Source organism: Shewanella sp. 8A (genome assembly GCF_023475945.1).
Taxonomy (GTDB): domain Bacteria; phylum Pseudomonadota; class Gammaproteobacteria; order Enterobacterales; family Shewanellaceae; genus Shewanella; species Shewanella xiamenensis.
On record NZ_JAMDJP010000001.1, the window covers coordinates 302,459 to 314,771 of the forward strand.

The window sequence follows — 12,313 nt, forward strand, 5'->3', positions numbered from 1 at the left end:
TGATGACGTAAGGAGTGGAATGTTAGATTTTTTGTGGAACTTAGGTTCTTTTATCGTAGCACTTGGGCTGTTAATTACTGCCCACGAATACGGCCATTTCTATGTTGCGCGCCGCTGTGGTGTGAAAGTTGAGCGTTTTTCGATTGGTTTTGGTAAGGCGATTTGGCGCAAAGTCGGTCAAGATGGTACTGAATATGTTATTGCCATGATCCCGCTGGGTGGCTATGTCAAAATGCTCGATGAGCGTGTTGAAGATGTCCCCGATAACTTAAAAGATCAGGCCTTTAACCGTAAAAGCGTGTGGCAACGTATAGCAATTGTGGCGGCTGGCCCCATTGCGAACTTTATTTTTGCGATTATCGCACTGTATTTTATGTATTTAATTGGTGTGCCATCGCTAAAGCCAGTCATTACCTCAACGACACCTGGCACTGCGGCGGCACAAATCCAAGTCACTGAGCCGATGCAAGTGACGGCGATTTCAGGCCAGCCAGTACGGAATTGGGAAGAAGTCAATTTGGCGCTTGTTGGCCATATTGGTGATGACAGTTTGACACTATCCCTTGCGCCTCTTAACGGTTTACAGGGACTTGATACCGATACTCGTACTTACACTTTAGACACCCGTCAATGGCGTTTCGACCCTGAGAAAGAGTCACCGATCACGGCACTGGGCTTGGGCGTGTATCGCCCTGCGATTGAGCCACAAATTGCGCTCATCAGTGAAGGCAGTGCAGCGGCTAAGAGTGATCTGAAGGTCGGTGATACCTTAGTGGCTATCAATGGCCAGCAATATACCGATTGGCAAGCTTTTGTTGACATTATTCAGCATTCTGCCAATGTGCCTGTGGAGTTAACCGTGCGCCGTAATGGTGAGCAATTTGCCATCTCTGTGACACCAGCAAGTGTTAAAAATAGTGATGGTAAAGATGTCGGCGTGCTTGGGGTGAGCCCGGCTCAGGCACAATGGCCTGAGAATATGCGATTACAGCTGGAATATGGGCCAATCGAATCTTTTGCTATCGCAGCCGATAAAACATGGCAACTTGTTGTCGTGAGCTTTAAGATGATTGGCAAATTATTTACTGGCGATGTGTCAGTGAAAAACTTAAGTGGACCTATCTCAATCGCACAGGGTGCGGGCAATAGTGCAAACTATGGCTTGGTTTACTTTCTCGGTTTCCTCGCGCTTATCAGTGTCAATTTAGGCATCATTAACTTGCTGCCATTGCCTGTGCTCGATGGGGGACACCTGCTGTATTACTTCGTTGAAGTAATAACTGGTAAGCCTGTATCTGAAAAGGTACAGGAAATAGGATTCAGATTTGGGGCAGCATTACTGCTGATGTTGATGAGCATTGCGCTCTTCAATGATTTTGCCCGACTCTGAGCAAGGACAGACTAATAATTAGAAGTGCTCTATGAGATTGAATAAACTTTTTGCCTCGATGTTATTCGTCGGTGCGTCGTTTTCAGGGACTGTGTTGGCGGATACTTTCCAACCCTTTGAAGTGACCGACATCCAAGTTGAAGGTTTGCAGCGAGTCGCACTGGGTGCTGCCTTGTTAAGCTTACCAGTGAAAGTGGGCGACACTGTAGATCAGTTAAAAATTCAGCAAGCCATTAAAAGCCTGTATGCTTCAACTAACTTTGAGAATATCTCAGTCAGTCATGATGGCGGCGTGTTGATTGTCAAAGTCACCGAAAGACCAACCATCAGTGCTGTGACGTTTGAAGGCAACAAAGACATTAAAGATGAGCAGTTACAGGAAAGTCTGGACGGCTCAGGCGTTAAAGTCGGCGAATCTTTAGACCGCACAATGCTGACTGGCATCGAGAAGGGATTACAAGACTTCTACTACGGCGTGGGTAAATACGGCGCCAAAGTCGAGGCGCAGGTGATTAACTTGCCCCGTAACCGTGTCGAACTTAAGTTCAAATTTACTGAAGGTTTAGCGGCCGAAATCCGCCAAATTAACGTGGTCGGTAATCATGAGTTCACCGATGCTGAGCTTATCGGCATGTTAGAACTGAAAGATTATGTGGCTTGGTGGGATCTGTTTGGTGAGCGTCGCTATCAGAAGCAAAAGCTTCAAGCCGACCTTGAGACGATTAAAACCTATTACCACAACAAGGGTTATATTCGCTTTGAAGTTACCTCGACGCAAGTGGCGATGACCCCAGACCGTAAAGGCTTGTACATCACTATCAACGTCAATGAAGGTGAGAAGTACAAGGTAAAAGGCGTTAACCTCACGGGCGATCTGATGGGTCGTGAAGAGTTGATGAAATCGATTCTACCTATCAAGGCGGGCGATATGTACAACGGCGGTGATGTGACCTTCACCGAAGAGATGTACAGCAAATACTTAGGCCGTTTCGGTTACGCTTACCCTGAAGTGAAAACCTACCCTGAAATTGATGATAAGACCAAGGAAGTGACCTTAAACATCAATATCAAACCTGGTAAGCGCGTGTATGTTCGCTCCATCAACTTTACCGGTAATACTGTCACTAAAGATGAAGTGATGCGTCGCGAACTGCGTCAGATGGAAGGTGCTTGGTTAAACTCAGCGCAGGTTGAGCAATCTAAAGCCCGTTTAAACCGTTTAGGCTTCTTCGAAACCGTCGATACCGAAACCATTCAAGTGCCCGGTACTGACGATTTAGTCGATGTAGCGGTTAAGGTGAAAGAGCAGCCTTCTGGCTCATTTAACGCCGGTGTCGGTTATGGTACTGAATCAGGTCTAAGCCTACAGTTTGGTGTGCAGCAAAATAACTTCCTCGGCACGGGTAACCAAGCGGGTGTGAGTTTAAGTACCAACAAGTACTCTAAAAACGTCAACTTATCTTACACCGATCCGTATTGGACTAAAGATGGTGTGAGCTTAGGTGGTAGTGTTTACTGGAACGAGTTCGATGCGAACGAAGCCAACCTTGAACGCTATAAAAACAGCTCCTATGGGGTAGCGCTAAACTCTGGTTTCCCGATTAACGAATACAACCGTATCAACGGCGGTATTGGTTATCGTCATAACACGATTTCAGAAATCTCTGCCTATGAACAGGCGCTGCGTTTCTACAATATTTACCGTGAAGATGATCCAAATGCAGACTTAAGTTTTGATAACTTTGAGCTGAGTTTAGGTTGGTATCGCAGTACCTTAAACCGAGGAACCTTCCCAACAGACGGTTCATCACAGCGTTTAAGCGGTAAGATGACTGTACCTGGATCAGATCTGCAGTACTTCAAGACTGACTTCGATACCAACTACTATTTCCCTCTCAACCGCAGTCAAAGTTTTGTGGTCTTGGCACGTGGTCGTTTAGGCTATGGTAATGGTTATGGTCAATTTAACGATAATGACCAGATCCTACCATTCTGGGAAAACTATTACTCAGGCGGTAGCACCTCACTGCGTGGCTTTAAGTCTAACTCCGTAGGTCCGCGTTCCTTCTATCTTTTCCGTGGAAGTGAACCCTGTGCGCCGGATCCATCGGGCGATGGTTGTAGTTTACCGGGCGATCCAAACAGTATTCAGGTAAGCTCTGGCCGTTCAATCGGTGGTAACGCTATCGCAACTGCGAGTTTAGAGTTTATTGTACCGACGCCATTCTTGGATGAGGCTTATACCAACTCTGTACGTACCAGCTTCTTCCTCGATGCCGGTAACGTGTGGGATACCGAGTTTGACTTTGCCAAATATCAAACCTTACCCGCTGAAGAGTTTGATAAGTTACAAGACTACAGTGACCCTGCGCGTATAAGAGCATCTTGGGGGGTAAGCTTACAGTGGTTATCACCAATGGGCCCTATGGTATTCAGCTTGGCATGGCCGATTAAAGAGTACGAAGGCGATCAAACAGAGATCTTCTCGTTCAATATTGGCAAAACTTTTTAAAAGGCATACACTCGGCAAGTTTTGCTGAATATAACAAAGGTAACAAGGAGTCTATTTTGAACAAGATGGTAAACCGTGCCCTGGTGACGTTAGCTTTATTAGGTGCACCTTTAGCGGCGCAGGCGGAAAATATTGCTGTAGTTGATATGGGCGCTGTGTTTGAGCAGTTACCTCAACGTGAGCAAATCATGCAGTCTCTGAAGTCAGAGTTTGGTGATCGCATGTCTGAAGTTCAGAAAATGCAAGAAGAAATGCGCTCTCTGATGGAGAAGCAGCAACGTGATGGCGCGTTAATGAATGACACGCAAAAAACTGAGCTGGTTCGTAAAATGGAAGCGCTAAAATCTGAATATCAGTTGAAAGGTAAGGCGTTGGATGAGGACTTACGTCGTCGCCAAGGCGAAGAGCAAAACAAACTGTTAGTTAAGGTTCAAAAAGCCATTAACACTATCGCTGAAAAAGAAAAATACGATTTAGTTTTACAGCGTGGTGCAGTCATTTATGTTAAGCCAAATGCTGACATCAGTGGCAAAGTGGTTGAAGCCTTAAGCAAAGGCAAGTAATTGATGAAAAGTGTGACTTTAAAAGAGCTAAGCCTGATATTAGATGGCGTTGTCCAAGGCGATGAAACCTTAGTGATCAACAGTGTTGCAACGCTTGAACATGCCACAGCGGGACAAATCTCTTTTTTAGCCAACAGCAAATACCGTGCTCAGCTTGAGTCAACTCAAGCGAGCGCGGTGTTATTGTCGGCTAAAGATGCGCAGGACTATCCTGGCACTGCGTTAGTTGTAAAAGATCCCTATGTGGGGTTTGCTCGTGTGGCGCAGTTGTTAGATACCACGCCCAAGGCAGCGATGGGTATTCATCCCTCAGCGCAAATTGACCCTTCTGCCCAGTTAGGTGAAGGCGTGGCAATTGGTGCTAATGTGGTGATTGGTGCCAATGTTATCCTCGGTGAAAATGTACAAATTGGTGCGGGTACTGTGATTGGACAAGACTCCATCATAGGCTCAAATAGCCGTTTATGGGCCAATGTCACCCTGTATCACAATGTCCATTTAGGCCAAGACTGTATTATTCATTCCGGTGCCGTTATTGGCTCCGATGGATTTGGTTACGCTAATGAGCGCGGACAGTGGGTTAAGATCCCTCAAACTGGTGGTGTGCGCATTGGTGATCGCGTCGAAATCGGTGCTAATTCAACGATTGACCGCGGTGCATTAGGCCATACCGAAATCCACAATGGTGTGATTATCGACAACCAAGTGCAGGTCGCCCATAACGATATTATTGGTGAAAATACAGCTATCGCAGGCAGTACCACGATTGCGGGCAGTGTCACTATTGGTAAGTACTGTATTATTGGTGGAAATTGTGCCATTGCTGGCCATTTATCCATTGCCGATGGTGTGCATATTTCTGGCGCGACCAACATTACTGGTAATATGCGTGAGCCTGGTTTGTATTCATCAGCCACGGTTGCTATGGATAACAAAACGTGGCGTAAAAATACAGTTCGCTTCCGTCAATTGGATGAGCTGTTCCAGCGCGTGAAGACGTTGGAAAAAAATTTAAATACACCAGAGTAATTGCCCTAAGGCAATTTTGAGGAACTAGGTTCGTGTCTAATCAAATGAACACTATGGATATTTCGGAGATCCTTAAGTATCTGCCCCATAGATATCCATTCCTATTAATCGATCGCGTACTGGATTTCACCCCCGGTGAGAGTCTCCATGCGATTAAAAACGTGACGATTAATGAGCCCTTCTTTCAGGGGCATTTCCCGATCCAGCCTGTGATGCCCGGCGTGCTGATTTTAGAAGCCATGGCGCAGGCCACTGGTCTGCTTGCTTTTAAGACCATGAGTGACGATGTGCCACCACCTGGTGTGTTGTATTATTTTGCGGGTATCGATAATGCACGTTTTAGACGTGTAGTCGAACCCGGTGATCAAATCCATTTTGAAGTCAAAATGATTAAAGAGCGCCGCGGGATTGGCGTTTTCTATGGTGAGGCCAAAGTGGATGGTGAAGTGGTTTGTTCCGCTGAAATCATGTGTGCCCGCAGAGAGATTAATCAGTGATAGATACATTAGCGTTTGTGCATCCCGATGCAAAAATTGGTAAAAATGTCACCATAGGTCCATGGAGTTATGTGGGCGCGGGTGTCGAGATTGGCGACGATTGTTGGTTAAGCTCCCACGTGGTGGTGAAGGGGCCAACGGTGATAGGTAAAGGCAACCGTATTTTTCAATTCGCCTCTGTGGGTGAAGAATGCCAAGATAAAAAATACGCAGGTGAGCCTACACGCCTTATCATTGGCGATAACAATGTTATCCGTGAGCATGTCACTATTCACCGTGGAACCGTTCAAGACAATAGCGAAACCCGTATTGGTTCAAACAACCTGTTTATGAACTACGTGCACATTGCTCACGACTGTGTGGTCGGCAATAACGTAATTATGGCCAATAATGCGTCTATCGCAGGCCATGTGCATGTCGGTGACTGGGCGATTCTCGGTGGCATGACTGGCGTTCACCAGTTTGTGCATATTGGTGCTCACGCCTTTACTGCGGGATGTTCGTTATTATTACAAGATGTGCCACCCTTTGTGATGGCTGCGGGACAACCAGCTATCCCTCGCGGCTTAAACAGCGAAGGTATGAAGCGCCGAGGTTTCTCTAAGGAAACTCAATTAGCGGTGCGCCGCGCTTATAAAACCTTATATCGTAGCAGCCTGACGGTTGAAGAAGCGGTTGAGGCACTTGCCGAAGATGCACAAAATGACGCGCAAGTTAAGTTGCTCGTTGAGTTTGTCAAATCTTCGGGTCGCGGCATTATTCGTTAGCGGCATGATGCGTTAAGAGTTTCGACTCTAGACTATGCCATTCATAGGCACTGCTCGTGACATTCTGCGTTAGAAAATGCCATGGCAGAGGTTATCGCTGCGGTGCCATTCACTTGTCAGATATGATTGGTTTATGAGCAAAAAATCTCAATTAGTGTTTGCAATGGTCGCCGGAGAACTCTCCGGCGATATTTTAGGTGCGGGTTTGATAGCCGCGCTGCAAAAAGCACATCCCAATGCCCGTTTTGTTGGTATTGGTGGACCTCGTATGGAAGCCTTAGGCTTCGAATCCCTGTTCGCGATGGAAGAATTAGCCGTGATGGGGATAGTTGAAGTGCTATCGCGTCTGCCACGCCTGCTCCATGTCCGAGCTTCGTTAATTAAGTCCATCACCGAGCTTAAGCCTGATTGCTTTATCGGTATTGATGCGCCGGATTTCAATATTGGTCTCGAGCTTAAATTAAAGGCTCAGGGGATTAAAACCGTTCACTATGTGAGTCCTTCGGTGTGGGCATGGCGGCCTAAGCGGATCTTTAAAATCGCCAAGGCCACTAATATGGTACTGTCATTATTGCCCTTCGAGAAAGCCTTCTACGATAAGCATCAAGTGCCTTGTACCTTTGTCGGTCATACCTTAGCCGACGACATTCCGCTTGAGAGTGATAAAGCAAGTGCGCGTCAATTGCTGGAGTTAGATCCTGAGGCTGAATATCTCGCGATTTTACCTGGTTCGCGCGGCGGTGAGCTAAAGCAATTGGCTGAGCCCTTTGTGAAGGCGGCGCTACTTATCAAGCAGCAATTTCCCGATATTCGCTTTGTGACGCCTTTAGTGAATCAACAGCGCCGTGAACAGTTTGAACAAGCGTTAAAAGATTATGCGCCGGATTTAGAAATTCACATGGTGGAAGGCAAGTCACGCGAAGTGATGGCTGCTGCCGATGGTATTTTACTCGCCTCGGGTACAGCGACGTTAGAGGCCATGCTGATTAAACGCCCAATGGTGGTGGCGTACCGCGTGAGTCCACTGACCTATCGTATTGCCAAGAGCATGATGCAGGTGAATCGTTTCTCGCTGCCAAATTTATTAGCGGGGCGAGATGTGGTACCAGAGCTTATTCAGCATGATTGCACGCCAGAGAAAATAGCTGCCGCGGTTGGCGTTGAACTTAACCGCGACTTTGCACCAATCAAAGCCGAGTTTGAACGTTTGCATCAACTGCTGCGTTGCGATGCCAGCCAGAAGGCGGCCGAGGCGGTTTTGGCTCTGGTTGATGTTAAGGATATGAACTAATGGCGGTATTTAAGACGCTGAACGACACCGATATCGCTGCTTTTGCATCGGTGTTAGTGGCTGGTGTCGATGAGGTTGGTCGCGGTCCCCTCGTTGGCGATGTCGTCACCGCTGCGGTGATCCTCGATCCTAATCGACCTATTTTGGGCTTAAATGACTCTAAAAAGCTCAGCGAGAAGCGCCGCGAGGCATTATTCGATGAGATTTGTGAAAAAGCCTTAAGCTTTCATGTGGGGCGGGCAAGTCCTGCGGAAATTGATGAGCTGAATATCCTGCATGCCACTATGCTTGCTATGCAGCGCGCGGTGGCAGGGCTTGCACGTGCGCCCGAGTTAGTTTTAGTCGATGGTAATCGCAGCCCGGCGTTTACTCACCAAGGGCTGTCTTTGGCGAGCCATAGCATAGTCAAGGGTGATGGCCTGATTGCCAGCATCAGTGCTGCCTCGATTATTGCCAAAGTGACCCGTGATCGGGAGATGGATGCCCTCGATGCCGCTTATCCACAGTATGGATTTGCTAAGCATAAGGGCTATCCAACGAAGGCGCATTTTGACGCCATCGCCGAGCATGGTGTGTTCGATCAATATCGTAAAAGTTTCAAACCCGTCAAGGCATTACTGGAGCGTTAACACCGATTGGGTGTTTTCACTTCAGCTTGAGAGCAAAGTCACTAGCCCAAGAGCGGTGACTTTGCTAGTCTGCTTTTTTAGTGATTGTTAACCTGCTATTCAAAGATAATTCTAATTATGTCCGATCCTCGTTTTGTGCATCTGCGTGTCCACAGTGACTTTTCTATGTCCGATGGTGTCGCTAAGGTCAAGCCAATCCTTGCTCAAGTTGAAGCGCATGGGATGGCGGCGGTGGCTTTAACAGATCAAAATAACTTCTGTGGTCTAGTGAAGTTTTACGGCGGTTGCCATGGCGCAGGGATCAAGCCGATTATCGGCGCGGACTTTTGGATGCAAGTACCTGGTTTTGATGGTGAGTTTTGCGCCTTAACCATTATTGCGATGAATAATGAGGGCTATCAAAACCTCACCCAAATCATCAGTCAAGCCTATTTACGCGGGCATGTTCAAGGTCGCGTAGTGATTGACCAAGAGTGGTTGGTCACATATAACCAAGGCATTTTGCTGCTGTCTGGGGGCAAAGAAGGGGATGTGGGTAAGGCGCTGCTGAAGGGCAACAATACTCAGGTTGAGTCGTTATGCGAGTTCTATCAGCAGCATTTTGAGGGACGTTATTTCCTTGAGTTGTTACGCACCGGACGCCCAGATGAAGAGCGTTATCTGCACATGGCGGTGGGATTAGCGCAGGAAAAGGGTATTCCTGTGGTGGCTACAAATCAGGTGGTGTTTTTAAAGCCAGAGGACTTCGAAGCCCATGAAATACGGGTCGCGATTCACGATGGTTTTACGCTTGCCGATCCACGCCGTCCTAAAAAGTACAGTGAGCAGCAGTACCTTCGCAGTGAAGAGGAAATGTGTGAACTGTTTGCTGACATCCCCGCAGCCCTTGCCAATACCGTTGAAATTGCTAAGCGTTGTAACGTCACTATTCGTTTAAACGAATACTTCTTACCTAACTTCCCCACCGGCGATATGTCGATTGAGGATTATTTGGTTGATCGCTCTAAGAAGGGGCTCGAAGAGCGCTTAGCGTTCTTATTCCCCGACCCACTAGTGCGCGCCGAGCGTCGCGGTGAGTACGATGAGCGCCTCGACATCGAGCTTCAAGTGATTAACCAAATGGGCTTTCCTGGTTACTTCCTTATCGTGATGGAGTTTATTCAGTGGGGTAAGGACAACGGGATTCCCGTTGGTCCTGGTCGTGGTTCGGGCGCGGGTTCGCTTGTGGCCTATGCCCTTAAGATTACCGACTTAGACCCCCTCGAATTTGACCTGCTGTTCGAACGTTTTTTGAACCCAGAACGGGTGTCGATGCCCGACTTCGACGTTGACTTCTGTATGGATCGACGCGACGAGGTCATTGACCACGTGGCTGAGTTGTACGGCCGTGAAGCGGTATCGCAGATTATTACTTTCGGTACCATGGCGGCTAAGGCGGTTATCCGAGACGTCGGCCGTGTGCTGGGCCATCCCTATGGCTTTGTCGACCGCATTTCAAAGCTTATCCCACCCGAGCCTGGGATGACACTGGCCAAAGCTTTTGAAGTGGAACCTGCATTGCAGGAATCCTACGATGCCGATGAAGATGTCAAAGATCTTATCGACATGTGCCGCAAACTCGAGGGCGTCACTCGAAACGCGGGTAAGCACGCGGGGGGCGTGGTGATTGCGCCCACCAAGATCACCGACTTTTCGCCGCTTTACTGCGACGCCGAAGGTAAAAACCCGGTAACCCAGTTCGATAAGAACGACGTGGAAACCGCAGGGTTAGTTAAATTCGACTTCTTGGGGTTAAGAACGCTCACTATCGTCGATTGGGCGCTAGAGATGATCAACAAGGTGGAGGTTAAAAATGGCCGTCCACCGATACGCATTGAAGCGATTCCGCTAGACGACCCTGCCTCGTTTAGATTGCTGCAACGTTATGAAACCACTGCGGTATTCCAGCTTGAATCCCGTGGTATGAAGGATTTGATTAAACGTCTACAGCCCGACTGCTTCGAAGATATGATCGCTCTGGTGGCATTGTTTCGCCCAGGGCCGTTGCAATCGGGCATGGTGGATAACTTTATCGAGCGTAAGCATGGCCGTGAAGAGGTGTCTTACCCCGATTCTCAATACCAGCATGAATCCTTAAAAGAACTGCTTTCGCCCACCTACGGCATTATTTTGTACCAAGAGCAGGTGATGCAGATTGCACAGGTATTGTCAGGTTATACCTTGGGCGGCGCTGACATGTTACGCCGTGCTATGGGTAAGAAAAAGCCTGAGGAGATGGCCAAACAGCGGAGTATTTTTAAAGAGGGCGCGATTAAAAACGGTGTCGACGGCGAGCTGTCGATGAAAATCTTCGACCTTGTGGAAAAGTTCGCTGGTTACGGTTTTAACAAGTCTCACTCTGCGGCCTATGCGTTAGTTTCCTATCAAACGCTGTGGTTGAAGACCCATTTTCCATCGCAATTTATGGCGGCTGTAATGTCTGCCGATATGGATAACACCGATAAAATTGTGACCTTAGTGGATGAATGCGAGCGGATGGGGCTCACCATCATTCCGCCGGATGTGAATAAGGGATTATTTAAGTTTACCGTTGATGATGATCTGCGGATTGTCTACGGCATTGGTGCGATCAAAGGCGTGGGTGAGGGGCCAGTTGAGTCAATTTTAGAAGCGCGTAAAGATGGTCCCTTTGTTGATTTATTCGATTTCTGTGCCCGTATAGACCTAAAAAAGCTCAATAAACGGGTTATTGAAAAGCTTATCTGTGCAGGTGCGTTAGATTCCCTTGGACCGCACCGCGCGTCGATGATGGCAACCTTACCCGAGGCCATTAGCGCAGCAGACCAACATGCGAAGGCTGAGGCTATTGGTCAGCATGATATGTTTGGTTTGCTCAATAGTGATCCTGAGGATAGCAAGCAACAGTTTGTGGAATGTACCCCATGGCCGGACAAAATTTGGCTTGAGGGCGAGCGCGAAACATTAGGGTTGTATTTAACTGGGCACCCAATAAATCAATACCTTAAAGAGCTTAAGCATTACACCTCTGGGCGCTTGAAGGATGTGCATCCTACCGAACGGGGTAAAACCGTTAAGGCTGCGGGCCTCGTCGTGGCGACCCGGGTGATGCTCACTAAACGCGGCTCGAAAATGGGTTTACTGACCTTAGATGATAAGAGCGCTCGGCTTGAGGTGATGCTATTTACTGAAGCCTTTGAGAAGTTTAATCACCTGCTGGAAAAGGATCGGATCCTGATCTGTGAAGGTGAGGTGAGTTTTGATGATTTTGCCGGTGGAAACCGGATGACGGCGCGCAATATCATCGATATCAGTGAGGCGCGTAGCCATTTTGCCAGTGCATTGGAAATCGATTTAGAGGCATCGCAGCTGACCCCAAATATGCTCGAGGGCATTGAGCAGGCAATCAGTCCATGGCGTAATGGCGCTGTGCCAGTGCTGATTAACTACAGCCAAGCTCAAGCCAAGGGGCAGTTTAGATTGGCCGAAACCTGGCGAGTTAACCCAAGTGATGAGTTGGTCTTTGCCTTGGAAAGTTTACTCGGCCCGCAGAAAGTGCGGATTGTATTTCCATCGTAATATCTGTCTTAAGTCGAACCAAGCTTAGGTTTCTGTTG

Annotated in this window: 9 protein-coding genes; all 9 read left to right on the plus strand. The window is 47.9% G+C overall.

The window, feature by feature from the left end; genetic code table 11:
- Nucleotides 1–19: 19 nt before the first annotated feature.
- The 9 genes from rseP (at nt 20) to dnaE (ending at nt 12,275) form a co-directional block, all read left to right on the plus strand.
- The gene (gene rseP, locus M0413_RS01295; RefSeq protein WP_037416749.1) at nt 20–1,390 is read left to right on the plus strand and encodes a sigma E protease regulator RseP; all 1,371 of its coding nucleotides are present in this window, start codon (nt 20–22) and stop codon (nt 1,388–1,390) included.
- A 31-nt stretch (nt 1,391–1,421) separates the two neighbouring features.
- Nucleotides 1,422–3,902 (plus strand): outer membrane protein assembly factor BamA, encoded by a 2,481-nt coding sequence (bamA, locus tag M0413_RS01300; protein ID WP_037416752.1) that lies wholly within the window; start codon nt 1,422–1,424, stop codon nt 3,900–3,902.
- Nucleotides 3,903–3,967: 65 nt separating this feature from the next.
- Nucleotides 3,968–4,465 carry an OmpH family outer membrane protein gene (locus M0413_RS01305; RefSeq protein ID WP_037416754.1) on the plus strand — a complete coding sequence of 166 codons (498 nt, stop codon included), beginning with the start codon at nt 3,968–3,970 and terminating at the stop codon, nt 4,463–4,465.
- A gap of 3 nt (nt 4,466–4,468) precedes the next feature.
- On the plus strand, nt 4,469–5,494 hold the full coding sequence (lpxD, locus tag M0413_RS01310; RefSeq protein ID WP_047534654.1) for a UDP-3-O-(3-hydroxymyristoyl)glucosamine N-acyltransferase: 1,026 nt from the start codon (nt 4,469–4,471) through the stop codon (nt 5,492–5,494).
- A 32-nt stretch (nt 5,495–5,526) separates the two neighbouring features.
- Nucleotides 5,527–5,991 (plus strand): 3-hydroxyacyl-ACP dehydratase FabZ, encoded by a 465-nt coding sequence (gene fabZ / locus M0413_RS01315; RefSeq protein ID WP_037416758.1) that lies wholly within the window; start codon nt 5,527–5,529, stop codon nt 5,989–5,991.
- On the plus strand, nt 5,988–6,758 hold the full coding sequence (gene lpxA, locus M0413_RS01320) for an acyl-ACP--UDP-N-acetylglucosamine O-acyltransferase (protein ID WP_037416761.1): 771 nt from the start codon (nt 5,988–5,990) through the stop codon (nt 6,756–6,758). The genes fabZ and lpxA overlap by 4 nt, the downstream gene beginning before the upstream one ends.
- A 133-nt stretch (nt 6,759–6,891) precedes the next feature.
- Entirely contained in the window at nt 6,892–8,049 is a 1,158-nt protein-coding gene (lpxB, locus tag M0413_RS01325; protein ID WP_249552881.1) for a lipid-A-disaccharide synthase, read from the plus strand.
- Nucleotides 8,049–8,678: a ribonuclease HII gene (rnhB, locus tag M0413_RS01330; protein ID WP_037416766.1), complete on the plus strand. Its 630-nt coding sequence runs from the start codon at nt 8,049–8,051 to the stop codon at nt 8,676–8,678. The genes lpxB and rnhB overlap by 1 nt, the downstream gene beginning before the upstream one ends.
- A gap of 117 nt (nt 8,679–8,795) precedes the next feature.
- Nucleotides 8,796–12,275 carry a DNA polymerase III subunit alpha gene (dnaE, locus tag M0413_RS01335; RefSeq protein WP_249552883.1) on the plus strand — a complete coding sequence of 1,160 codons (3,480 nt, stop codon included), beginning with the start codon at nt 8,796–8,798 and terminating at the stop codon, nt 12,273–12,275.
- Nucleotides 12,276–12,313 lie beyond the last annotated feature (38 nt).